This is a genomic window from Streptomyces sp. NPDC051563, from assembly GCF_044454225.1.
In the GTDB taxonomy this organism is placed as follows: Bacteria; Actinomycetota; Actinomycetes; order Streptomycetales; family Streptomycetaceae; genus Streptomyces.
In genome coordinates this window covers 22,181-45,651 of the sequence record NZ_JBITDL010000008.1, presented here as the reverse complement: position 1 = coordinate 45,651, position 23,471 = coordinate 22,181, and the positions used below count along the sequence as shown (strand labels likewise).

The following is a 23,471-nucleotide window of genomic DNA, read 5'->3' as shown; positions in this document are numbered from 1 at the left end:
GCTTCCACGAACCGGGGCACCGGGGAACGAGCAGTACCGCCGCGGGTGAGCCGCGGCGGTGGAATCGGAGGTAAAGCGAGTCGTGTCCGAGCAGACGACCATCCACATCGACGGGACCTGGCGTTCCGCGGCATCAGGAGCCACCCGGGAGATCCTCGACCCGGCGGACGCCACGGTCCTCGCCGTCGTCGCCGAGGGCGGCACCGCGGACACCGACGCGGCCGTCGGCGCCGCCCGTGCGGCCTTCGACGGCGGGGAGTGGCCCCGGACCCCCGTCCTGCAGCGCGCCGCCCTGCTGCGCCGCACCGCCGACCTGCTGCACCGCGACCGCGAAAGCCTCGGTCTGCTGGAGAGCCGCGACGCGGGCAAGACCCTGGAAGAGGGCCGCGTGGACGTGGACTGCGTCGCCGACGCCTTCCGCTATTTCGCCGACCTCGTCGCCGGAGAGAGCGCGGGCCGCGTGATCGACGCAGGCACCCCCGACGTCCACAGCGTCGTCGTCCACGAGCCCGTCGGGGTCTGCGCCTTGATCACCCCGTGGAACTACCCCCTCCTCCAGGCTTCCTGGAAGATCGCTCCCGCCCTCGCCGCGGGCAACACCTTCGTGCTCAAGCCCAGCGAGATCACCCCGCTGTCCACGGTCGCCCTCATCGGCCTGCTGGCGGAGGCCGGCCTCCCGGCCGGCGTCGCGAATCTGGTCACCGGCCCCGGCGACCCCGTCGGCGCGCGCCTCGCCGCCCACCCCGACGTCGACCTCGTCTCCTTCACCGGCGGACTCACCAGCGGTACGAAGGTGATGCGCGCGGCCGCGGACTCCGTGAAGAAGGTCGCGCTCGAACTCGGCGGCAAGAACCCCAACGTCGTCTTCGCCGACGCCTGCGCCACCGAGGAAGGCTTCGACACCGCCGTCGACCAGGCCCTCAACGCCGCCTTCATGCACAGCGGCCAGGTCTGCTCCGCCGGCTCACGGCTCATCGTCGAGGAGGGCGTCGCCGAGCGCTTCGTCGCCGAGCTGGCCCGCCGGGCGGACCGGATCCGCCTCGGTCGGGGCACCGACCCGGGCGTGGAATGCGGGCCGCTGGTGTCCGCGGCCCAACGCGAACGCACCGAGGAGTACGTGGCCTCCGCCCTCGCCGAGGGAGCCGTACTCCGCTCCGGGGGCGAACGCCCCGACGGGCCGGGCTACTTCTACCGGCCCACGGTCCTGGACCGCTGCCACCGCGGGATGCGCGTCGTACGGGAGGAGGTCTTCGGGCCAGTCCTGACCGTCGAGACCTTCCGTACCGAGGCCGAAGCCGTCGCGCTCGCCAACGACACCGAGTACGGGCTCGCGGGCGCGGTGTGGACATCCGACCCGGGCCGCGGCCGCCGCGTGGCCGGCCGGCTGCGCCACGGCACCGTCTGGATCAACGACTTCCATCCCTACCTCCCGCAGGCGGAGTGGGGCGGCTTCGGCAAGTCCGGCATCGGACGCGAACTGGGCCCGTCGGGACTGGCCGAGTACCGCGAGTCCAAGCACGTGTACCAGAACCTCGCCCCGCGCCCCGTGCGCTGGTTCGCGGGCTGAAGGAGGAGCGCACCCATGACCACCCCCACGCACCGTCCCGTCCCCACGCACCGTCCCGTCCCCACGGAGCAGGAGCAGGAGCAGGAGTACGACTACGTCGTCGTCGGCGGCGGTACCGCCGGCTCCGTGATCGCCTCCCGGCTCACCGAGGACCCGGCCGTCACCGTCGCCGTCATCGAGGGCGGCCCCAGCGACGTCGACCGCCCCGAAGTCCTCACCCTGCGCCGCTGGATGGGCCTGCTCGGCGGCGAGCTCGACTACGACTACCCCACCACCGAGCAGCCCCGCGGCAACTCGCACATCCGCCACAGCCGTGCCCGCGTCCTCGGCGGCTGCTCCTCGCACAACACCCTCATCGCGTTCAAGCCGCTCCCGTCCGACTGGGACGAGTGGGCGCGGGCCGGAGCCGAGGGCTGGCACGCGGCCGCCATGGACCCGTACTTCGACCGGCTCCTCAACAACATCGTCCCGGTGGACGAGAAGGACCGCAACGCCATCGCGCGCGACTTCGTCGACTCCGCGCAGAGCGCCCTGGGCGTCCCGCGCGTCGAGGGCTTCAACCGCAAGCCCTTCCACGAGGGCGCCGGCTTCTTCGACCTCGCCTACCACCCCGAGGACAACAAACGCTCCTCCGCGTCGGTGGCCTACCTCCACCCCGTCATGGACCAGCGCCCCAACCTCACGATCCTCCTGGAGACCTGGGCCCACCGCCTGGAACTCGACGGCACCCGGGCGCGCGGGGTCCGCGTACGCGCCTCGGACGGTACGGAGTCCCTGGTGACCGCCCGCCGCGAAGTCCTGGTGTGCGCCGGCGCGGTGGACACCCCCCGGCTGCTGCTCCACTCCGGCATCGGGCCGCGCGCGGACCTGGAAGCCCTCGGCATCGCCCCGGTGCACGACCTGCCCGGCGTGGGCGAGAACCTGCTCGACCACCCCGAGTCGGTGATCGTCTGGGAGACCGACGGCCCGATACCGGAGAACTCCGCGATGGACAGCGACGCGGGGCTGTTCGTCCGGCGCGACCCCGAATCCGCCGGACCCGACCTGATGTTCCACTTCTACCAGGTCCCCTTCACCGACAACCCCGAGCGCCTCGGCTACGAACGGCCCGCGCACGGCGTGTCGATGACCCCCAACATCCCCAAGCCCCGCAGCCGCGGCCGCCTTTACCTGACGAGCGCGGACCCCGAGGTGAAACCGGCCCTGGACTTCCGCTACTTCACGGACGAGGACGACTACGACGGCCGGACCCTGGTGGACGGCATCAGGCTCGCCCGCGAGATAGCCGCGACCCAGCCGCTCGCCGGCTGGCTCAAGCGCGAAGTGTGCCCCGGCCCGGAGATCACCGGCGACGAGGAGCTGAGCGCCTACGCCCGCTCCGTCGCGCACACCGTCTACCATCCGGCCGGCACCTGCCGGATGGGCGCCGCCGACGACCCGGGCGCCGTCGTGGACCCGGAGCTGAGGATCCGCGGGCTCGAAGGCATCCGCATCGCGGACGCCTCCGTCTTCCCCACGATGCCCGCCGTCAACCCGATGATCGGAGTGCTCATGGTCGGCGAGAAGGCAGCCGAACTACTGGCCCGCGAAGGGGGCAACCGGTGAACACGAACCCTGCCACCCCTGCCACGCCCGCCGCGCCCCCCGTCTTCGCCGTGGACGGCCTGTGGAAGGTCTTCGGCCCCGACAAGGCGGCCGCGAAGGTCCCTGGCTCCGCCGACGCCGACCTGTCCGCCGCCGAGCTGCGCGAGCGCACCGGATGCACCGCCGCCGTCCGCGACGTCACCTTCGACGTCCGCAAGGGCGAGGTCTTCGTCGTGATGGGCCTGTCGGGCTCCGGCAAGTCCACCCTCGTGCGCTGCCTCACCCGGCTCATCGAACCCACCGCCGGAAGCCTCTCCATCGACGGCGAGGACGTCCTCGCCATGGACGCCACCCGGCTGCGCGCCCTGCGCCGCCACCGCACCGCCATGGTCTTCCAGCACTTCGGCCTGCTCCCGCACCGCACCGTCCTCGACAACGTGGCGTACGGACTGGAGATCCAGGGCGTCGGCCGCGGCGACCGACGGGCCAAGGCCGCCGAACTCGTCGCCAAGGTCGGGCTCGAAGGGCTGGAGGAGCGTCGCCCCGGCCAGCTCTCCGGCGGCCAGCAACAGCGCGTCGGCCTGGCCCGCGCCCTCGCCGCGGACCCCGAAGTGCTCCTGTTCGACGAGCCGTTCAGCGCACTCGACCCCCTCATCCGCCGCGAGATGCAGGAGGAGGTCGCCCGGCTCCACCACGAAGAGGGCCGCACCATGGTGTTCATCACCCACGACCTCGCCGAGGCCCTGCGCCTGGGAGACCGGATCGCCCTGATGCGCGACGGCCGCATCGTGCAGCTCGGCACGCCCGAGGAGATCGTCGGCTCGCCCGCCGACGACTACGTACGGGACTTCGTCCGCGACGTCCCGCGCGAACAGGTGCTCACCGTCCGCACCGCGATGCGCCCCGCCACCGCCGGCGAGGCCGACCAGGGCCCCGCGCTGAGCCCCGCCACCACCGTGGTCGAGGCCATCGAGGCCGTCGCCCGCAGCGGCGGCCCGGCCCGCGTGGTCGACCGCGGCCGCTGCCTGGGCATCGTGGACGACGCGGGGCTGCTCGCCGTCGTCGCCGGGCTCCCGGCCGCCACCGGACGGGGGGTGGCGGCATGACCCGCCCCGCCCGCACCGCGCCCCCCGTCCCCGATGCCCGGAGGTGGTGCGCATGAGCGCGACCCCGACCCGCACCCCGGCCGACGCCCGCGCCGACGCCCCTTCGGAAGCCCCGCAGTCCTCCGAACGGCCCGCCGGCCCGCGTCACTCACGCGCCACGTCCACGCAGCAGAACCGCCCCCGCAGAGCAGTGCCCGGCCGTGCCGGGCGCCGCCGGATCCTCCTCCCGATGGGCGTCGCCGTCGCCCTGCTGATCCCGCTGGCCGTGGCCTTCCCGGGCGCCGGCAGCTGGCCCGCGGCCCTGGCCGTCGATCTGTCCGGCCCGCTCGGCCGTGCCGGCGACTGGATCATCGACCACCGCGACACCCACCCGCTGTTCCTCTACTTCTTCGGCCACGTCAGCAATGTCGTCGTGGTGTCCGTCCGCGCCGTGTACGTGCTCCTGCTCGCCGCCGGCTGGACCGGGGTCACCGCCCTGGCCGCCCTGGTCGCCTGGCGCCTCGCCGGCATCCGGCTCGCCCTGACCTGCGCCGCCGCCTTCGCCGCCTGCGGACTGCTCGGCATGTGGGTGCCGACCATGCAGACCCTCGCGCTGATGGCCGTCGCCGTGGCCGCCTCCGTCGTACTCGGCGCGCTGCTGGGCCTCGCCGCGGGGCTCTCCCCGCGCGCCGACCGCGCCCTGCGCCCCGTACTCGACACCATGCAGATCCTGCCGGCCTTCGCGTACCTGCTGCCGATGGTGCTGGTCTTTGGCATCGGCGTGCCCGCCGCCGTCCTCGCCACCGTGGTCTACGCCGCCCCGCCCATGGCCCGCCTCACCGCCCTCGGCCTGCGCGAGGCCGACGCCGGGGTCATGGAGGCCGCCGCCTCGCTCGGCGCCACGGGACGCCAGCGGCTGCTGACCGCCCGCCTCCCGCTCGCGCGCCGGCAGCTCCTGCTCGGCGTCAACCAGGCCATCATGACGGGCCTGTCCATGGCCGTCATCGCCTCCGTGATCGGCGCGGGCGGCCTCGGCGACCGCGTCTACCAGGCCCTCGCCTCCGTGGACGTCGGAGCCGCCCTGGCCGCGGGCATCCCGATCGTGCTGCTCGCCGTGGTGCTGGACCGTACCGCCGATGCCGCGGGCCGCCGGATCGGCGCGACCGTGCCCGTCGGCGAACGGAACCTGTTGCGCCGGGTGTTCTCGGGCTGGTACGGCCGCTTCCTCACCCTTCTCGCGGCGGTCGCCGCGACCGTCGCCGGGCGCATCGCCGGCAGCACCCTGTGGCCCGAGTCCTGGACCGTCTCCCTCGCCGCCCCGGTGAACTCGGCCGTCGCCTGGATGACCGATCACCTCTACTCCGGCGTCCCCGTCGTCGGCGGCACCGCCGACTGGGCCGCCCGCTTCACAGGCTGGATGCTCGACCCGCTGCGCAGTGGACTCCAGGCCGCCCCCTGGTGGCTGCTCCTGCTCGTGGCGGCCGCTCTCGCCCTGCTCGCGGGCACCTGGCGCACCGCGCTCACCGCGGTCCTCGCCCTGGGCGCCGTCGGGGTGCTCGGCGTATGGGAAACGTCCCTGGACACGCTCTCCCAGGTCCTGGCCGCCGTGGCGGTCACCCTCGTACTGGGCTTCGCGATCGCCGTCGGGGCCGCCCGCAGCGCCCGCGCCGAGCGGCTGCTGCGGCCCGTCCTGGACGTGTGCCAGACCCTTCCGCAGTTCGTCTACCTCATCCCCGTGGTCGCGCTGTTCGGAGTCGGCCGCGCACCGGCCGCCGCGGCCGCCGTCGTGTACGCGCTGCCGGCCGTCGTCCGGATCACCGTCCAGGGCCTGCGCGAGGTGGACCCGACCGTCGTCGAATCCGCCCGCTCGCTCGGCGCGACCCGCTCGCAGCTGCTCCGGCAGGTCCAACTGCCCCTGGCCCGGCCGGCGCTGCTGCTGGCCGTCAACCAGGCCGTGGTCCTGGTCCTCGCCGTCGTCATCATCGGCGGCCTCGTCGGAGGCGGCGCGCTCGGCTACGACGTCGTCCTCGGCCTCGCCCAGGGCGACCTGGCCACCGGCCTGGTCGCCGGCGCCGCGATCGTCTGCCTCGGCCTGCTCCTCGACCGCGTCACCCAGCCCGTGAAGGAGGCCTGACATGCGCGACGCAACTCCCGGGCGCAACCCGCGCCGCCGAAGCGGCGCGGCCGTCCTCGCCGCCGCGACCGGACTCGCCGTCCTCACCGGCTGCGGGGCCGCCGACATGACCCGCCAGTCGTCCCCGTACGCCGCCGCACAGGGCGCGAAGACCGTCACCCTCTCCGTCCAGTCCTGGGTCGGCGCCCAGGCGAACACCGCCGTCGCCTCCTACCTCCTCGAACACGAGCTGGGCTACCGCGTGGACACCGTCCAGGTCGACGAGGTCCCCGCCTGGGACGCCCTCAGCCAGGGCCGCGTCGACGCGATCCTGGAGGACTGGGGCCACCCCGAGCAGGAGAAGCGGTACGTCGAGGGCAAGAAGACCATCACCCCCGGCGGGGACCTGGGCGTGACGGGCCACATCGGCTGGTTCGTCCCCACGTACTTCGCCGAGGCCCACCCCGACGTCACCGACTGGAAGAACCTCGACAAGTACGCCGATCAGCTGCGCACCCCCGAGAGCCGCGGCAAGGGCCAGCTGATGGACGGTTCGCCGTCGTACGTCACGAACGACAAGGCCCTGGTGAAGAACCTGGGCCTGGACTTCGAAGTGGTCTTCGCCGGCTCCGAGGCGGCCCAGATCACCCAGATCAAGCAGTTCGCCAAGGAGCACAAGCCCTTCCTGACCTACTGGTACGAGCCGCAATGGCTCTTCGAACGGGTCCCGATGACCGAGGTCAAGCTCCCTGAGTACACCGAGGGCTGCGCGGACGATGCACAGAAGGTGGCCTGCGCCTACCCGAACACACCGCTGCAGAAGTACCTGAACACGCGCTTCGCGGAGTCGGGCGGAAAGGCTGCCGCCTTCCTGAAGAAGTTCCACTGGACCAAGGCGCAGCAGAACGAGGTGTCCCTGATGATCGCCGAGGAGAAGCTGTCGCCCCAGGAGGCGGCGAAGAAGTGGGTGGAACACAACGAGAACGCCTGGAAGCCCTGGGTGGAGTGACCGACCGCCCCCGCACCCTCCCCCCGGAATCCGGCGGATCGCCGCCGCCAGTCCCATCGGGACTACCATCGAGTGGTACGACAACCCACCCGATCAGAGCTACCACCTGCGGGTTTACCCCGAACAGGGCATCTGATTCAGCACCCGCAGCGGAGAACGCACTCAGCCGGCCTGTGTCCCCCCGTGGGCCGCGGAAAGGAAACGAGGTGGATGACATCGGCGCCGATCGCGAGAGTCCGCGACGGGAGCTCTCCTCATGGGCGGTATCGCCTGACGGCGGCCGTCTCGAAGAACGTACGTGTTCCCACCTCGCCGCGCTGCCCGGTCGACCGGCGATACCTGTGGGGGCGTGCGCGGAGTGCCGCGAACGCGGGTGGACTTGGGCCCGGCTGCGGTGGTGTGCGACGTGCGGGCACGTGGGGTGCTGCGACACTTCGCGAGGGCGCCACGCGTACGCGCATCATGCGCAGACGGGGCACCCCGTGGTCCTGTCCATGGATCCCGACGAGGCCTGGGCGTGGTGTTTCGTGGACGAGGTCTTCCTCGTCCACGTGCCCGGGGGATAGCGGTGGCCGGTCCCCCCTGAGCTGTGCCGGCCGACGACCAGATCGGCTCAGGGGGGTGTGTTGCCGGCGGCGCGGTGGGCCCGGATCACCTGCTCGACGTCGCCGAGCCGGTCCAGGCCCTTCACGGCTCGGGCCATGCGGGGATTGTCCTCCAGCCTTGCGCGATGCCGATCCAGGAAGGACCAGTAGCCGACGGTGAAGGGACAGGCCCGTTCACCAGTGCGGTCCGTGGGCCTGTACCGGCAGCCCCCGCACAGGTCGCTCATCCGGTGGATGTAGGCACCGCCCGAGGTGTAGGGCTTGGTGGTCATCAGCCCGCCGTCCGCGTACTGGGACATCCCCACCACATTGGGCAGCATCACCCAGTCGTAGCCGTCCACGAAGCACCGGTGGAACCAGTCCGTCACCTCAGCGGGATCCCAGCCCCGCTGCAGGGCGTGGCTGCCGAGGACCATCAGGCGGGGGATGTGGTGCGTCCACCCCGTATCCCGAACCTGCGCCAGCACCGTGGACAGGCAGCGGGCCTCCACCGCGTCCGCATCCAGCTCGGCGAACCATGCCGGGACCGATGTGGTGTGGCGCAGTTCGTTGCGGTGCCGGTAGTCCTCGCCGAGGTGCCAGTAGAGGTTCCACACGTACTCGCGCCAGCCGCATACCTGCCGGATGAAGCCCTCGGCGCTGTTGAGCGGTACCAGACCGGCCCTGAAGGCCTCCTCCGCCCGGCTCACGCACTCCCACGGGTCGAGGAGGCCGAGGTTGAGGGAGGAGGACAGCAGACTGTGGCTCATCACGGGGTCGGCGGCCAGCATGGCGTCCTCGTGCGCGCCGAAGTCTGCGAGCCGGTGGGTGACGAAGTGGTCGAGCGCGGCCAGTGCCTCGCGGCGGCTCGCGGGGAAGAGGCGGGGGCCGTCGCGCCCCACGAAGGTGATGCCCTCCTCCCGCTCCCAGCGGTCCAGGTCCCGCCGGACTCCCTCGTCGATCTCGTCCTCCCGGGGCCGGTACGGCGGTGACGCACCGAGCGTGGTCCGGCCTCGCGGCGGTGGCTCGCGGTTGTCGTGGTCCAGGTTCCACCGCCCGCCCGCCGGCCCGTCTCCTTCCATGAGGATGTCGTGGGCGCGTCGGGTGTGCTGGTAGAGGTTCTCCTGCAGGAGCCGCCGCCCCTGCTGCCGCGCGGCCCAGTCGGCGAACTCCCGGTGTCCGACCAGAAAGCCGCGGGCCGGGTGGACGGTGACCTGCGGGAGCGAGGTCACCAGGGCGAGGGCGGCACGGGACGTGGGGTGGTGGACGGAGACCGGTGCGTCACCGACGGCCTGCATCAGCCCTTCCCGGTAGGTCTCCGCCGTGACGTATTGAGCTCGCTCACCCAGGTCCGCGGCCCGGTGGCGCATGGCACTGAGCACGAGATGGGCCTTGGCCCGGTGGAACCGGCGCCGCCGCAGCACGGCGCGGGATTCGATCAGCAGCCACCGGACGTTCCTCGGGGTCCCGCCGCCGGCGGTGGCGGTGAAGTGCGGGCCGAGCTGGTCTCCGAACAACCAGTGCACTGAACTCATGCTCGCATCCAACCAACTCGGACCGGGCCGACGGCGAACGACGCGACCGACGCCACCGATCCGCACCAGGGCACCCCGACACCGTGGCCGCCTCGCGCCCGAACACCAGTGGGCTCGGCGCTCTCCCCGTGGGTCCCGCAAACTCACGCCTCTCACCCCCTCGCTTTTGTTCCACAATCCGTACGATGATTGCGCGACAAAGAGGCGGGCGGGCTCACATCTCGTCTGCTCGACCCGTGGCGCCCGCGTGGGCCAGAACCTCCGAAGGGAAGGCAGTCGTGTCGCAAGCCCGCACCGCGAAGGACTGGATCACCGCGAACCTGGCGGACCTGATCGCCCTGCACGACGTACCCGGCGCCCAGGTCGCCGTGCTGGTGGACGGCGAGGTCGTCGGTGCGGCCGCCGGTGTGGTGAACAAGGCCACCGGGGTCCCCGCGACCGACGAGGCGGTCTTCCAGATCGGATCGATCACCAAGGTCTGGACGGCCACCCTGGTGCAGCAGTTGGTGAACGAGGGGCTCCTCGATCTCGACCGGCCCGTACGGGAGTATCTGCCGGACTTCGCCGCCGCCGACGAAGGCGCCTGCGCCGCCATCACCACCCGGCATCTGCTGTCCCACACCTGCGGCCTCGAGGGCGACCGCTTCACCGACACCGGGACGAACGACGACGCGGTCGGGCGCTACGTCGGCACGCTGGGCGACGCCGTTCAGCTTTTCCCTCCCGGCGAGCGGTTCTCGTACTGCAACAGCGGTTTCGTCCTGCTCGGCAGGATCGTCGAAGTCCTGCGCGGCGAGCCCTACGGCGCCGCGCTGCGCCGCCACTTGATCGCGCCCCTCGGCCTCACCCATGTCTCCACCCATGCGGGTGAGGCCGTCCTGCAGCTCGCGGCCATCGGCCACATCGGGCCGGAGGTCCGCCCCGCACCCGTGTACGGGCTCCCGGCTTCCGCCGCGCCCGCCGGCGCCACGCTGGCGATGTCGGCGCGCAGCCTGCTCGGGTTCGTACGGATGCACCTGACCGACCCGGCCTTCGACGCCATGCGCGAGCCCCAGGTGCCCGTGCCGAAGCTGGCCGCTCTGGGCGATCGCTGGGGGCTGGGGTGGATGCTCTGGGAGTGCCCCGGCGGTTCGGTCATCGGGCACGACGGCGGCACGATCGGGCAGTACGCGTTCCTGCGGGTCGTCCCGGAGGCCGGTGTGGCCGTCGTGGTGCTCACCAACGGCGGCAACGCTCCCGCCCTCTTCAGGGCGGTGGGGGCTCACCTCCTGCGCGAACTCGCCGGTGTGCACCTGCCCGAGCCGCCCCGGGTCCCCTCGGACCCGGCACCGATCGATGCCCATCGTGCTGCGGGCTCCTACCGTGACGCGCTGGTCGACCTCGATCTCGCCGTGCACGACGACGGCTCCGCCTCGCTCACCGTCATCCCGCGGACGGCCGAGTCCCGGCTGCTGTTCGGCGACGGCCGGACGGCCCGCCTGGTGCGGCTGGACGAGGACCGTCTGATCGCGGTCGAGGAGCGCGCGGGCCGCCACGAGGTCTACGTACTGGCCGGCGCCGACCCCGAAGGACGGGCGCTCTACCTGCACAGCGGACGCGCCGCGCCGCGGTGTGGGGCGTGACCGGGACTTCTCCCGTCGTCCGACCGCACCGCCCCGCACCGCACCGCACCGCACCGCGCTACGAAGAAGCGAGATGAGAGATCGTCGTGCCCGCACCTGCACCCCGGACGTACCCGCCCCCGGCCGCCCGCGCCGCCACCCCCGCACCACCCGTTCGCCGGCGTCTGCCGCGCTGGTCGGACATCGCCCCGCTGCTCAACCCGCACCTGCCCGAGGTGAATCCGACGCGCCGCCGACTGGGACGGGCCCACACCCTCGCGGACCTGCGGACCATCGCCCGGCAGCGGACACCGCGCTCGGTGTTCGACTACGTCGACGGAGCCGCCGAGGAGGAGGTGTCGCTCAGGACGGCGCGGAACGCATTCCGGGCGCTCGAATTCCGCCCCCGGGTGTTGCACGACGTGTCCGAGGTGACCACCGGCCGGCGGATCCTCGGCACGGCCTCGGCCCTGCCCTTGGTGCTCGCGCCCACCGGGTTCACCCGGATGATGCACCACGCGGGCGAGGCCGCAGTCATCCGGGCCGCCGCCCGGGCCGGAGTTCCGTACACGCTGTCCACGATGGGGACCACCTCGATCGAGGACGTGGCGGCCGCCGCGCCGGACGCACGGCGCTGGTTCCAGCTCTACCTGTGGCGCGACCGGGCCGCGAGCCGGGATCTGATCGACCGCGCCCGTGCGGCCGGGTACGACACGCTGGTGCTCACCGTCGACACCCCCGTGGCCGGAGCGCGCCTGCGGGACGTGCGCAACGGGATGACCATTCCGCCGATGCTCGGCGCGCGCACCCTGGCCGACATGGCTCGCCACCCCGCGTGGTGGATCAACCTGCTCACCACCGGGCCCCTCGAGTTCGCCTCCCTGCGGAACTGGAAGGGCACGGTCGCCGATCTCGTCAACCACATGTTCGACCCTTCGGTGACGCTGGACGACCTGGACTGGCTGCGCTCCCAGTGGGACGGGAAGCTGGTGGTGAAGGGAATCCAGCACGTCGACGACGCCCGCGCGGTGGTCGACGCGGGCGCGGACGGCATCGTCGTCTCCCACCACGGTGGCCGCCAGCTCGACCAGGCCCCGCTCCCCCTCGCCCTGCTCCCCGCGTGCGTCGCCGCCGTCGGGGACGAGGCCGAGGTCTTCCTCGACTCAGGGGTGCTCCGCGGCGCGGACGTCGTCGCCGCGGTGGCCCTGGGCGCCACGGCGGTGCTCGTGGGCCGCGGCTACCTCTACGGGCTCATGGCCGGCGGCGAACGCGGCGTGGACCGCGCGCTGGAGATCCTCGCCGCCGAGACCCGGCGGAGCCTCTGCCTCCTCGGCGCCCCGTCCCCGGACCACCTCGTGCCCGCGCACGTGTCACTCGGACCCCGCCACCACCTCCGGTGCGGTACGCACCAGTAAGGACGGCCATCCATGCCCCGCACCCTGGCTCCGGAACAGTGCGCCGAGCTCACCCCCACCTCATCGCCCTTGGCCGAACTGGACGCCGACGTCGTCGTGGTGACCGCCGGGACCGATGCCTCCGGAGTGCTCGCGCTCGCCGAGGACGCGCTGGCGATCGACCGGGCCTCCGGGGGCGCGCTGCGGGCGGCGTTGGAGCGCGGCGGGTTTCGCCCCGCGTGGGCCGCACAGCGGTTCGTCAACCTGCCCGGCACCCCCTTCGGTGCGGTGCTCGTGGTCGGAACGGGCCCGGAAGGCGGCCGGGAGACCGGCCCGGCGGGCGGTGATCCGGGCGCGCTGCGCGTCACCCTGCGCGAACGGCGGCACGCGCTCGCGGCCGGGGTGGCCGGCCTGACCGGCGGCCGCGTCGCCGTGTGTGCGGGCGGTGCGTGGGACACCCTGCTCGTCGAGGCCGCAGCCCTGGCGACCTACCGCTTCGACCGGTACAGCGACCGGCCGCGCCCCGCCGAACTCCTCGTCAGCTGCGCCCGGCTGCCCGGCGAGGACGAGCTCGCGGAGCTGTCGTCGCGGCTGCGCTCGGTGTGCTTCGCCCGGGACTGGGTCAACCTGCCCGGTGGGCACAAGCGCCCGGAGGCCAGTACCGCGCTCCTGCTCGAAGAGGCCGGCAGCTCCGGGGTCGAGGCACGGGTGTGGACCACCGAGGAGCTGGCCGCCTTGGGCGCCGGCGGCCTCGTCGGGGTCGGTCAGGGCTCGGCCGAACCCGCCCGGCTCGTGCGCCTCACCGCCCGCGGCACCAACGGGGGCCCTCCCCTGGTCCTGATCGGCAAGGGGCTCACGTACGACGCCGGGGGCGTCAACCTCAAGACCACCTGGCTGGAACACATGAAGCTCGACATGGGTGGGGCGGCCGCCTGCGCGGGCGCGGTGTTCCACGCCGGCCGCCGACCGCGCGGACGTACCGTGGTGGCCTGGATCGCTCTCGCCGAGAACCTGATGTCGGCGACGTCGTACCTCACCGGCGACGTCCTACGCATGCACGCGGGAACGAGCGTCGAGGTGACCAACACCGACGCCGAAGGACGCCTGGCACTGGCCGACGCGATGAGCATCGCCGACGCCGGGAACGCTGCGGCGCTCCTCACCGTCGCCACCCTGACCGGTTCGGCGATCATGAGCCTGGGCCCCCGCACCGCCGCCGTCCACTCTGCCGACGACCGGCTCAGCGCCCAGCTGCTCGACTCCGCGGCTGCGGCAGGGGAAAGCGCGTGGCGGCTGCCCCACCTGCCCTACCTGGCCGAATCCCTGCGCTCGCACATCGCCGACCTGTCCAACGTGGGCACGCCGCAGGGGCAGTCGATGGTGGCCGCGGAGTTCCTGCGGCACTTCGCACCGGCCGGCGTGCCCTATCTGCACGTCGACCTGGCGGGTCCCGCCTACAACATGGGCGAGCCCTACGACGGCGTCCCCGCCGGGGGTACCGGCTACGGCGTGCGCACCCTCATCGAGCTGGTGGACCGCCTGTGATCCGGCGGATCCGACCGACCCCGACCCCACGGGCCTGCGGCGGCGACCGCCGCTCAGCGCCCGAGGAGGCGCGCACCCTCCTCGGCGCGGCGCAGCGTGGCGAGCAACGCCGCCCGGCCCGTGCAGTCGATGTCCTCGATCAGGGCGTCGGCCGCGGCCTGCCCGCCCAGCCGGAGCTTCTCGATCAGGTCGCGGTGGATCGCGGCGAGGCTCACGGCATCGAAGTCCGGCCTGACGAAGGTGAGGAGCAGCCGGACCTCGTCCTCGCAGCGCTGATAGCTCTCCAGCACGTGCTTGTTACCGGCTGCCGCGACGATGGCCCGGTGAACGGCACTGTGCACGCTGGTGAGTTCGCGCCACGAGGGCCCCGGCGAGGGCCGCGCGGCGAGGGCCTCCAGTCGCTCCACTTCCACGAGGACCTGCCCCAGGTCCGCGTCCGCTTCCAACACCATCCGCAGCGCGCCGAGTTCGAGCACCTTGCGGTAGTCGAAGACCTCGTCGATCCGCTGCTTGCTCAAGGGGGCGACGACGGCCCCCCGGTGGCGTTCGTGCACGAGCAGGCCCCGCTCCACCAGCAGCCGCAGCGCCGTACGGATCGTGTGCCGCCCGACGTCGAAGCGCTCCGCCAGCTCCTCCTCGCGAAAGCGCGTGCCGACCGGATGGGCCCCGTCGAGCAGTTCACCGCGCAATGCCCCGGCGATCCGCTCGGGCGCCGCCTGCGCACCGGCCGTACGGGCGGATGGGCCGGCCATGGCTCCCCTTTGTCCGACGTGACCGACTCACTGCCGGTCGACCGACCACACTACACCTCGTGATTGTGGAACAATCCCCTACACATTGATGCGCAATGCAGCGCTGGCGCGTCTCGCCTCCTCCCTTCCCCACCGTTGTCGCGCGTCCGACGTCGAGGAGCCCCATGGAGATCAACAACGTCCGGCTGCACGGGGTGGGACGCCCTGTCCTCCTCCTGCCCGGCGGAGCCGAATCCGGCGACGGCTTCTTCCCGGGCCTGATCGAGGGCCTCACCGCCGATCCCGGCTGCCAGGTGATCGTCTACGACCGCCCGGGCACCGGCACCTCCCCCGCCGACGGCGCGCTCGCCGACGCGGCCTCACACCTGAGCGGCCTCATCGACCGCCTGGGCTGCGGTCCGGTCGTGGCCGTGGGCCAGAGCCTCGGCGGCGCCGTGGCCGTCCTCCTCGCCCGCGACCACCCCCACAACGTCGCCGGCCTGGTCCTGCTCGATCCCACACCCGTCAACGACCCGCGCACGTGCGCGAGGCTGGAACGCACCACGCGCATCCTCGCGGGAGCCGCAGCCGTACCCGGCGTGCGCTCCTTGCTCTCCGCGATGGTGCGGGCCGCCGCGGCCCGGGTCGCCCGCCGCAGCACGCTGCGGCCCGATTGCGCGGCCGCCCTGGCACGCACCGCCCGCCTCGACGTCCCCACCCTGGCCCGGGCCGTCCGAGGCATCACACACCTGTCCCGGAACCTGCGCGAATCCGACCTCCCGCGCATCCCCGCCGTGGTCGTCACCGCCGACCGCGCACCGCGAAGCCACGTCCGGCGCGCCCACGCACGGCTCGCGCAGGCCTTCGACGCCCCGCTCGTGAGCTGGCCCGGAGCGACGCACAGCGTGCACCTCGACCACCCCGACGAAACCCTGGCCACCGTTCGTGAGTTGGTCACCCGCACGGAGCCACCGACGGGCCCCTGAACCAGCCTCACCATCCGGCACCCGGCAGCAACCCGGCCTCACACGTGCCGCGGTAGGCCGCGACGGCGGCGTCCAGTTCGGGGCTGCGCGTCTCGCCGCCGCTGCCCGTGGCCTTGACCTTGGTGCGGATCCCGTCGCCCTTCATGCCGGGCCGGCACGCGAACTCGTAGTCGCCCGACTTGAGTTCGGTGGTGATGGCGGCCTTGGTGCCCGGGCCGATGTTCTCGCGCTCGGCGACGATGCGGTCATCTGTCGCGAGACAGGCGGCCGCGAGAAGCGCCGAGCGGGCGGATGAAGACACGGGTGCTCCCGGGCAGGGCGGGACGGCAAAGCCGCGGCAGGCCTCAGAGCGCTCAACGCCCGCTCGTGGCTTCCGGCCTTGGCTCGATCCCGACGACCACGGCCATGGCCCCGGCGAGCCAGGTGAGGGCGTAGAGCCAGCCGCCGAGGACGTCGGTGGGCCAGTGCACGCCGAGGTAGACGCGGGTCAGACCGACCGCGACGGCCCAGCAGGCGAACAGGGCCCACCAGAGCCGGGCCGCGGCCGGCGAGGCCGCGCGCCATACCGCCCAGGCCAGCAGACCCGCGACGAGCGCCGAGGTGGCGGTGTGGCCGGAGGGGAAGGAAAACCCGGACGCGTGCGTCTCCCACTCGGCGACCGGCGGACGCGGCCGGGCCACACCGTTCAGGACGGCGTAGCGCACACCCTGCGCCAGCACCAGGAATCCGAGCGCGCCCGCGGCCGTCAGCAGCCGGCCCCTGGCGCCCCGGCCCCAACCCGCGACGAGTCCGGCGGTCACGGCGCACAGGTACGGGAAGGGGCCGGTCCCGGTCGCGGTGACGCCGCGCGCGAGGGCGACCGCAACGGCGGGACGATGCCGTACCGACCAGTGGTGCACGCCCTCGTCGACCGCGTACGGGCTGCCGTGGCGGGCCGCGACGAGCACGGTCAGTACGGCGAACAGGCCCGCGCACAGGACTGCGGCCAGGCCCCAGCGAGTGGCCCGTGATGTGGCGGGGACCCTCACCGTGCGGCGACCAGGGGGCGTAGCGGCGTGGCACCCATCCGCTGCACGAGGGGGGCCGCACGGCGTGCGGCACGGGTCAGCAGCCAGGCGATGACTGCCCCGACGACCAGGCCGAGTACGACGTCGTGGGGGTAGTGGGCACCCACCCAGACCCGCGAGAACGCCATCAGGAGTGCGGCCGGCACCGCGATCGCCGCGACACGGCGGTCGGCGGCCCAGAGGGCGGCGGCAGCGGCGGCGGCGATGGCGGCGTGGTTGCTCGGGAACGACCAGTCGCCCAGCGGCGGGCAGGCCTCCAGCGTCACCGTGTGCAGGGTCTGGCAGGGGCGCTGCTCCCGGAAGACCGATTTGATGCCGGTGTCGGCGAGGAAGGCGATGACCACGACCAGGGGCGCCGCCAGCACCATGGCGGTCCTGGCCGGATCGGCTGCCGCCCGGGCGCGCCACCAGGCGACCAGCATCAGCAGGGCGAACAGGGCGAGGCCGTACGTCGACCAAGCGGTGACCAGGCCGTCGAGCCAGCCGGGGGCCTGCTGGGCCAGGTCGGTGAGCCAGGTGTACAGGTTTCCGCCGACGGCGGGGCCGTCCAGGGCGAGCAGGCTCAATGCGAGCTTCCGTTCGAAGTGCGGCCGCCCCGCCGGCGGATGACTTCCACGGCGAGCGGGGCGAGGGAGATCAGTACGACGAGGGCGACGATCGGGAGAAGGTAGCGGTCGACGTTGGGTACGGAGGAGCCGAGTGCGTAGCCGGCCAGCACCAGACCCACCGTCCAGATCAGCCCGCCGGTCACCTGCCAGAGCGTGAAGACGCGGGCCGGGACGTTGAGCGCCCCCGCCATCGGGTTCAGGACGGTGCGCACGATCGGCACGAAGCGGGCCAGGACGATGGCCTTGGCATGTCCGTACCGGTCGAGGAGCTCCTCGGCCTTCGCGGCGCCCTCGTGGAGTTTGCGGCTGCGGCTGCGCGCCAGCAGGGTGCGTCCGCCGCGCCGCCCGAGGAGGTAGCCGGCCTGGGCCCCGAGCAGGGCGCCGGCCACGGCCGCGCACAGCACCTGCGGGAGCGAGAGATGGACCGGACCGTGGTTGCCCGGCACGCAGAGCAGGCCGGCGGTGAAGAGGAGCGAGTCGCCGGGGAGGAAGAAGCCGACGAGCAGGCCCGTCTCGGCGAACAGCACGACCGCGACGCCGAGGGCGCCGAAGGCCGAGAGGAGGGAACCGGCATCCAGTAGGTTGACGGCCTGCGGACTGAGCGCCTGCGATGCCGCGGCGAGATCGGGCCAGGTCATGACGGACGGCTCCCCTTGGATGAGAGGGGCAGGCTCCATGGCGACACCCTGCCCGCTGGCGACTACAGTTCCGTAGACGGTCTACAGCACTGTAGACGATTGATGTGTGGAGGAACGCACTCATGGGCGACAGGAACGCGGAGCGACGCCCCGCCGGCGAGCTCGAGGCCTGCGTACTGGCGGCGCTCTGGGCTGCGGACGGCCCGCTGTCCCCGGGCCAGGTCCAGGAGATATTGGGCGGGTCACTCGCCCGTACGACCGTGACGACGACCCTGTCCCGCTTGTACGAGAAGGGGACCGTGAGCCGATCGCGGTCCGGCCGCGGCTTTGCCTACGCCCCCACCGAGGACGCCTCCGGGCTCACCGCCCGGCGCATGCACGCCGAACTCGCGAAGGACGAAGACCGCGAGGCGGTATTGAGCCGCTTCGTCTCCCAGCTGAGCACCGAGGACGAGCGCCTGCTGCGCGCCCTGCTCGACGGGGAAGGCGACGCGACGTGACCGGCGTGACGGACGTGATCGATGTGACCGGCGTGATCGACGTGATCTTCGTGCTCCACACCGCCTGGATCCCCCTCCTCGTTCCGTTCCTGGTCTCACCGGCGGGCAAGCGGCTGGCCTCGAACCTGCCGCCGCGGCAGGCCATGTGGCTGCTGACGGCGACCGCGGCCGGTCTCGCGGCCGCGAGCACCTGCGCGCTGGCCCTGCTGATCGTCCCCGGTGCGACCCACCTCCACGTCGTCGCCGCGCTGGGCGACCTGCTCACTCCGCTGAGCAGCGGATCACCCGACTCCGTCATCGCGACCGCCGTCACCGCCGCGGCCCTGCTCGTCTGGTGCACGGCCCGGCTGGTGCGCGGCGTACGCCGGCGCTGGACCCAGCTCCGCCACGCCGGCAGGCTCGCCGCCGAGGCGGACGGCGAACTGGTCGTCCTGCCGGACGAGCACCCCGACGCCTACGCACTCCCCGGAACCCCCGGCCGCATCGTCGTGACGACCGGCATGCTCCGCGCACTCTCGGCGCCCGAGCGTGAAGTCCTGCTCGCCCACGAGCGTGCCCACCTCCGGGAGCGCCACCACCTCTTCACCGCCGTGGTCGACCTGGCCGGCCTGTGCCACCCCGCACTGCGGACCCTGCGCGAGCCGCTGGCCTACGCGCTGGAACGCAGCGCCGACGAAGCCGCGGCCGGCGCCGTCGGCAGCCGGCGCCTGACCGCCCGGGCCATCGGCCGGGCCGCTCTCGCCACCCGCTCCTCCGCCGCGGCGGTCCGTACGCGTCCCGCCTCGGCCCTCTCGGCGACCGCCGGGCCCGTGCCCCGCCGCGTCGCCGCCCTCCTCGGCCACGGCGCCGAGGACAGAATGGCCCGGCATCTCGCCCGGCGGGCCGCGGCGCTGGTGCTGGTGGCATGCCTGGCGCTCTCCGCCGGCGCATCCCTCCAAGCAGCCGACAACCTCCACGACGGCATCGAAGTGGCCCAGGGCGAAACCCGCTGACACGCAGGGTCTTGGGCTGGGACGGCCGGGAAGCGCGGCGCCCGCACGGGGAGCTCGTCGCGGACGTGCTGGCGATCTTGTGGCAGGCCGCCGAGCCGTTGACGCCGCTGCAGATCAATGCCGCGCTCGGGCGGGACCTGGCCAGGACGACGGTCACGACGATCCTGTATCGCCTGCACGAGAAGGGGACGCTCGTGCGATCCCGCGCGGGTCGGGGCTTCGCCTACGCGGCTGCGGATGATGCCTGGGGTTGGCGGCCAGTCGCCTGCGGCGGGAGCCGGAGCGGGAGCCGCAGCGCGACGTGGTGCTGAAGCAGTTCGTGTCCTCACTGTCCGGAGACGATGAGGAGGCACTGCGGCGCCTGCTCCTGGAGTCCGAGGACGGCGCGTGACCTTGGTGCTGGCCGTGGTGGCGCCGGCCTTCGTACTGCCGTGGGGTGCGACCGCCGCCGCGCGGCGGCTGGCCTCGCTCCTGCCACCGCGGGAGGCGTGCGCGCCCCTCCTTCAACCAGCTGCGCACCATGGGCGTCGGCCTCGTGACCTCCGTCGGCAACCAGATAGCCGCCGCAGCCGCCCGCGCCGAACAGCACACCGGCAACGACCAGGACCAGAGCACCACGGACACAGCGGTCTCCGAAGAAGGGCCTTCGTCAGCACACGAGGAGATACGGGCGATCGTCCGGGCCGCCCTCGCAGTGGCAACCCTCGCCGGCCTCGTGGGCGCCATCCTCATGGTCCTCATCGGACAGGCCCTTTCCTGGCTCGGACAGGAAGCAGCCGTCGTCGATCTCACCAAGACCATGCTCTACGCACTCGCCCCGGTCTGCTCCCCTGCCTCTGGTTCCAGGCCGTCCACCAGTTCACCGTAGGCATGCGACGGCCCCAAGCCCTCCTGCAGATCACGATCGCCTCCGTAGCCGTCAACGCGGGGCTGAACTGGGCTCTCGTCCGCGGCTCCTTCGGCCTGCCCCAGCTCGGCCTGACCGGCATCGGCATCGCCACCTCCAGCGTCTACCTCCTCACCTTCCTGGCGCTCTACGCCTCCGCGAAGAAGGACAAGGAGCTCGCACCGCTGCTCTCCCTGAACATCACCCGGGCCGACCCCGTCGTGATCAAGCGCCTGATCGGCCTGGGCGTCCCGATCGCGGCGACCTACGGCTCCGAGGCCGGCGTCTTCTCCCTCACCGCCCTGATGGCCGGCTCCTTCGGGGCCGACGCGCTCGCCGCCCACACCGCCGTCAACCAGCTCGTCTACATCGTCTTCCAGGTGGCCGTCGGCGTCGTTCTCCGTCACACGTTTGTCCACGCTTGTCCACGCTTGTCCACGCTGTGATCGCAGCCTGGGCATGATTTCTCGCCCGTGTAGCCGCACATGTTTTCGGCATATTCGAAACGGCGATATCCCCTTCGATGATGCGTGTGTTCCAGCAGGGGGCGCGATGAAGTACGACCTGTCCGACCGCCTGGTCGTGGGGATCGCCTCCAGCGCCCTGTTCGACCTCACCGAGGGCGATGCGGTGTTCCGGGAGCAGGGTGAGGACGCCTACCGCGCCTACCAGGGGACCCATGCCGACGACATCCTGGAAAAGGGCGTGGCCTTCCCCTTCATCCGGCGCCTGCTGTCGCTGAACAGCCACGTGGATCACCGCGACCCGTTGGCCGAGGTCATCATCCTGTCGCGCAACGACCCGGACACCGGGCTCCGCGTCATGCGCTCCATCGCGGCTCACGACCTCCACATCAGTCGGGCCGTGTTCCAACAAGGCCGATCAGCACACCGTTTCATGCCGGCGCTGAACATGTCCTTGTTCCTGTCAGCCAACGGCTCCGACGTGCGTGAAGCGATGGCCGACGGACTGCCGGCCGGACATGTGCTCCGTACGGAACGCGTCGATGACGATGCCGACCAGGACCTCCGCATCGCCTTCGACTTCGACGGCGTACTGGCGGGTGATGCTTCCGAGCGGATCTTCCGAATCGAGGGCATCGACGGATTCCGCGCGCATGAAGCCCGCAACGCGACCACTGCGCACGACCCCGGCCCCTTGAGGAATTTCCTCGCCGGAATCAATCGAATCCAGCGCCTCGAAGAGGAAACGCGCCTTGCCGATCCCACCTACCGGCCCCGCCTGCGAGTCTCCCTGGTCACCGCCCGGGACGCCCCTTCCCATGAACGTGCCGTGCGGAGTCTCAAGCAGTGGGGACTTCGGGTCAACGACGCCTTCTTCCTGGGCGGCATCGACAAGGCCGCCGTCATGCGCGCGCTCGATCCGCATCTCTTCTTCGACGACCAGATCGCCCACCTGAACGGAACGGCACCAGCCACACCCAGCGTTCACGTGCCCTTCGGAGTCGCCAATGCTTCCTCCTGAGAGGACGTCACGCCAAGGGTTCCTTTCGTCAAGGCCGTCGGCCGCCACTCTCGCCTGAGCAAACCGAACACCCACGAGTCGGAGACCTCGCCGTTCACCACGCAGTCCTCCCGCAACGTCCCTTCACGCACGAAGCCGATCTTCTCCAGGACCCGGGCAGATGCCACGTTGCGCGTATCGGCCTCGGCCTGAACTCGGTTCAGGTCCAGCGTGTCGAATGCCCACTCCAGCACGGCGTGCGCGGCTTCCGTAGTCGCAGGCGATCGGTGTGCAGTACAGGCGTGGCCAAAGTCATGCGCACCATCTTGTGTCCTCACGGGGCGCGCAGAACACCGAATATCTTCCACGCGGGCACCCGAATACGAAGGTGCCGGTATCCCGAAGCAGCGGGCCTCCGGCACGCAACCGCCCTACACCGCAGACTCCCGGTGGGGGCGAGGGGGATCGGTTCGGGCCGTGTGGGTGGTGCGGCACACTTGGGTCGGGACCACCATCGAGTGGTAGGTCAGGTCTGCGGGGTCTGTGCGGCGAGGGCCTGCGGGAGGGCTGCGCGGATGGCGGTGATCAGGGCGCGGCTGGAGTCGAAGGCTGCGGCCATGCCGGCGGTGGGGTTGGTGTCGGCCCGCTGGTGGAGGACGACTCCGAGGATGAGGCGGGGGACGCCCGCCACCTCCTGGGTGGCGGCCCACATGAGGTTGCCGCCGGCCGGGGTGGAGGAGCCGGTCTTCAAGCCGATGACCCCGTCCTGCCCGAGGAGCTTGTTGCTGTTGTGTATCTGCACGCCGACACCGGGGGCCGTGACCGTGGGCGTGGCCACGATCTGACGGAAGGCCTCGTTCTTCATGACTGCGCGGGCCAGCTTCAGCTGATCGGCCGCCGTGCTCGTCGTGCTGGACTCGATGCCGGACGCCCCGGTGTAGGTGGTGCGGTCCATGCCGAGTGCCGCGGCGGCCTTGTTCATCTTCTGGGCGAACTCTTCCTGGCCGCCCGCGTCCCAGCGGGCCAGAAGCCTGGCGACGTTGTTGCCGGAGGGCAGCATCATGAGTTCCAGGAGCTGGCGCTGCGTGTATGCGCGCCCCGCCACAACGGGGGCGGTCGACTCGGTCGAGGAGTAGGACTCGTCGGCCGCCCGCTGATCGGCGATCACTTGTGCGCCGGGGGCGTCGCCGGGCATCGGGTGGCCGGCCAGGATCACGTAGGCGGTCATGACCTTGGTAACGCTGGCGATCGGTACCGGCGTCTGCTCGCCCTTGGTGCCGAGGCCGCCGATTCCCTCGACCTCGGCGCTCGCCTGGCCTTCCATCGGCCACGGCAGGTCCATCGACCTGGCCAGGGAGGTGCCGAAGGCAGCCTCCGGGCTGGGGTGTTCGTCGCCGTCGAAGGCGTACCAGGTGCCCGCACCGGTCACCAGGACGGCGGCGGACAGCGAGAGGGTGAGCGACCTGCGCAAGCCGGAGCGGCGGCGGGTGGCGGACATGGGGGGGCACCTCCAGAAGGAAACGAGTGCGGTTCCCGCACCCGAGTTCACCTTCGAGGAGTCGTGCTTCCGGACCGGTGCGCC

The 23,471-nt window shown here is 72.2% G+C and carries 21 protein-coding genes and 3 pseudogenes; 16 read left to right on the top strand and 8 right to left on the bottom strand.

The genetic code is table 11. The features are described from left to right. Positions 1–82: 82 nt before the first annotated feature. The 6 genes from ACIA8F_RS11735 to ACIA8F_RS11710 are packed head-to-tail and all read left to right on the top strand — an operon-like array spanning position 83 to position 7,924. On the top strand, positions 83–1,567 hold the full coding sequence (locus ACIA8F_RS11735) for an aldehyde dehydrogenase family protein (protein WP_399378123.1): 1,485 nt from the start codon (positions 83–85) through the stop codon (positions 1,565–1,567). A gap of 15 nt (positions 1,568–1,582) precedes the next feature. Beyond that, positions 1,583–3,172, top strand: a complete 1,590-nt coding sequence (locus ACIA8F_RS11730; RefSeq protein WP_399378122.1) for a GMC family oxidoreductase — start codon at positions 1,583–1,585, stop codon at positions 3,170–3,172. Beyond that, positions 3,169–4,257 (top strand): glycine betaine/L-proline ABC transporter ATP-binding protein, encoded by a 1,089-nt coding sequence (locus ACIA8F_RS11725; protein WP_399378121.1) that lies wholly within the window; start codon positions 3,169–3,171, stop codon positions 4,255–4,257. Before ACIA8F_RS11730 ends, ACIA8F_RS11725 begins: the two co-directional genes overlap by 4 nt. A gap of 52 nt (positions 4,258–4,309) precedes the next feature. Beyond that, a complete protein-coding gene (locus ACIA8F_RS11720; protein WP_399378120.1) occupies positions 4,310–6,370 on the top strand; it encodes an ABC transporter permease subunit in 2,061 nt (686 codons plus the stop codon). Position 6,371: 1 nt separating this feature from the next. After that, the gene (locus ACIA8F_RS11715) at positions 6,372–7,358 is read left to right on the top strand and encodes an ABC transporter substrate-binding protein (RefSeq protein WP_399378119.1); all 987 of its coding nucleotides are present in this window, start codon (positions 6,372–6,374) and stop codon (positions 7,356–7,358) included. Further along, positions 7,313–7,924, top strand: a complete 612-nt coding sequence (locus ACIA8F_RS11710; RefSeq protein ID WP_399378118.1) for a UBP-type zinc finger domain-containing protein — start codon at positions 7,313–7,315, stop codon at positions 7,922–7,924. The genes ACIA8F_RS11715 and ACIA8F_RS11710 overlap by 46 nt, the downstream gene beginning before the upstream one ends. A 47-nt stretch (positions 7,925–7,971) precedes the next feature. On the opposite strand, the gene ACIA8F_RS11705 is transcribed toward ACIA8F_RS11710, so the two are convergent. Then, a complete protein-coding gene (locus tag ACIA8F_RS11705) occupies positions 7,972–9,477 on the bottom strand; it encodes a cryptochrome/photolyase family protein (protein WP_399378117.1) in 1,506 nt (501 codons plus the stop codon). 278 nt (positions 9,478–9,755) lie between these two features. Between ACIA8F_RS11705 and ACIA8F_RS11700 the strand changes: the two genes are divergently transcribed. The 3 genes from ACIA8F_RS11700 to ACIA8F_RS11690 all read left to right on the top strand — a co-directional run bounded on the left by ACIA8F_RS11700 (position 9,756) and on the right by ACIA8F_RS11690 (position 14,017). Further along, positions 9,756–11,099, top strand: a complete 1,344-nt coding sequence (locus ACIA8F_RS11700) for a serine hydrolase domain-containing protein (RefSeq protein ID WP_399378116.1) — start codon at positions 9,756–9,758, stop codon at positions 11,097–11,099. 86 nt (positions 11,100–11,185) lie between these two features. Beyond that, positions 11,186–12,493: an alpha-hydroxy-acid oxidizing protein gene (locus ACIA8F_RS11695; protein WP_399378115.1), complete on the top strand. Its 1,308-nt coding sequence runs from the start codon at positions 11,186–11,188 to the stop codon at positions 12,491–12,493. A 12-nt stretch (positions 12,494–12,505) separates the two neighbouring features. Next, positions 12,506–14,017, top strand: coding sequence for a leucyl aminopeptidase family protein (locus ACIA8F_RS11690; protein WP_399378114.1), 1,512 nt, complete (start codon positions 12,506–12,508; stop codon positions 14,015–14,017). 53 nt (positions 14,018–14,070) lie between these two features. Here the strand turns inward: ACIA8F_RS11690 and ACIA8F_RS11685 are convergent, their stop codons facing one another. Further along, a complete protein-coding gene (locus ACIA8F_RS11685; protein WP_399378113.1) occupies positions 14,071–14,769 on the bottom strand; it encodes a GntR family transcriptional regulator in 699 nt (232 codons plus the stop codon). Positions 14,770–14,933: 164 nt separating this feature from the next. Here ACIA8F_RS11685 and ACIA8F_RS11680 point away from each other — a divergent pair, with 164 nt between their 5' ends. After that, entirely contained in the window at positions 14,934–15,734 is an 801-nt protein-coding gene (locus ACIA8F_RS11680) for an alpha/beta fold hydrolase (RefSeq protein WP_399378112.1), read from the top strand. Between the two features lie 34 nt (positions 15,735–15,768). On the opposite strand, the pseudogene ACIA8F_RS11675 reads toward ACIA8F_RS11680, so the two are convergent. The 4 genes and pseudogenes from ACIA8F_RS11675 to ACIA8F_RS11660 form a co-directional block, all read right to left on the bottom strand. After that, positions 15,769–15,993 (bottom strand): annotated as a pseudogene (locus tag ACIA8F_RS11675) (peptidase M75); the annotation flags it as partial. 94 nt (positions 15,994–16,087) lie between these two features. Continuing rightward, positions 16,088–16,762 carry a phosphatase PAP2 family protein gene (locus ACIA8F_RS11670; RefSeq protein ID WP_399378111.1) on the bottom strand — a complete coding sequence of 225 codons (675 nt, stop codon included), beginning with the start codon at positions 16,760–16,762 and terminating at the stop codon, positions 16,088–16,090. After that, positions 16,759–17,367: a phosphatase PAP2 family protein gene (locus tag ACIA8F_RS11665; protein WP_399378109.1), complete on the bottom strand. Its 609-nt coding sequence runs from the start codon at positions 17,365–17,367 to the stop codon at positions 16,759–16,761. The genes ACIA8F_RS11670 and ACIA8F_RS11665 overlap by 4 nt, the downstream gene beginning before the upstream one ends. Further along, the gene (locus ACIA8F_RS11660; protein ID WP_399378108.1) at positions 17,364–18,047 is read right to left on the bottom strand and encodes a DedA family protein; all 684 of its coding nucleotides are present in this window, start codon (positions 18,045–18,047) and stop codon (positions 17,364–17,366) included. The genes ACIA8F_RS11665 and ACIA8F_RS11660 overlap by 4 nt, the downstream gene beginning before the upstream one ends. A gap of 122 nt (positions 18,048–18,169) precedes the next feature. On the opposite strand from ACIA8F_RS11660, the gene ACIA8F_RS11655 reads away from it, so the two are divergent. The 6 genes and pseudogenes from ACIA8F_RS11655 to ACIA8F_RS11630 all read left to right on the top strand — a co-directional run bounded on the left by ACIA8F_RS11655 (position 18,170) and on the right by ACIA8F_RS11630 (position 21,910). After that, a complete protein-coding gene (locus ACIA8F_RS11655) occupies positions 18,170–18,547 on the top strand; it encodes a BlaI/MecI/CopY family transcriptional regulator (RefSeq protein ID WP_399378107.1) in 378 nt (125 codons plus the stop codon). Next, the gene (locus ACIA8F_RS11650; protein WP_399378106.1) at positions 18,544–19,539 is read left to right on the top strand and encodes a M56 family metallopeptidase; all 996 of its coding nucleotides are present in this window, start codon (positions 18,544–18,546) and stop codon (positions 19,537–19,539) included. The genes ACIA8F_RS11655 and ACIA8F_RS11650 overlap by 4 nt, the downstream gene beginning before the upstream one ends. After that, positions 19,452–19,850, top strand: a complete 399-nt coding sequence (locus ACIA8F_RS11645) for a BlaI/MecI/CopY family transcriptional regulator (RefSeq protein ID WP_399378105.1) — start codon at positions 19,452–19,454, stop codon at positions 19,848–19,850. Before ACIA8F_RS11650 ends, ACIA8F_RS11645 begins: the two co-directional genes overlap by 88 nt. After that, positions 19,790–19,930: a hypothetical protein gene (locus tag ACIA8F_RS11640; protein ID WP_399378297.1), complete on the top strand. Its 141-nt coding sequence runs from the start codon at positions 19,790–19,792 to the stop codon at positions 19,928–19,930. Before ACIA8F_RS11645 ends, ACIA8F_RS11640 begins: the two co-directional genes overlap by 61 nt. Positions 19,931–20,041: 111 nt before the next feature. Continuing rightward, positions 20,042–20,820 (top strand): annotated as a pseudogene (locus ACIA8F_RS11635) (MATE family efflux transporter); the annotation flags it as partial. A 157-nt stretch (positions 20,821–20,977) separates the two neighbouring features. Beyond that, entirely contained in the window at positions 20,978–21,910 is a 933-nt protein-coding gene (locus tag ACIA8F_RS11630) for a 5'-nucleotidase (RefSeq protein ID WP_399378104.1), read from the top strand. Here ACIA8F_RS11630 and ACIA8F_RS11625 read toward each other — a convergent pair. Beyond that, positions 21,874–22,161, bottom strand: a pseudogene (locus tag ACIA8F_RS11625) (GNAT family N-acetyltransferase); the annotation flags it as partial. The gene ACIA8F_RS11630 and the pseudogene ACIA8F_RS11625 overlap by 37 nt on opposite strands. Before the next feature lie 254 nt (positions 22,162–22,415). Then, complete coding sequence (locus ACIA8F_RS11620) at positions 22,416–23,387, bottom strand: D-alanyl-D-alanine carboxypeptidase family protein (RefSeq protein WP_399378103.1); 972 nt, start codon at positions 23,385–23,387, stop codon at positions 22,416–22,418. Positions 23,388–23,471: the final 84 nt, after the last annotated feature.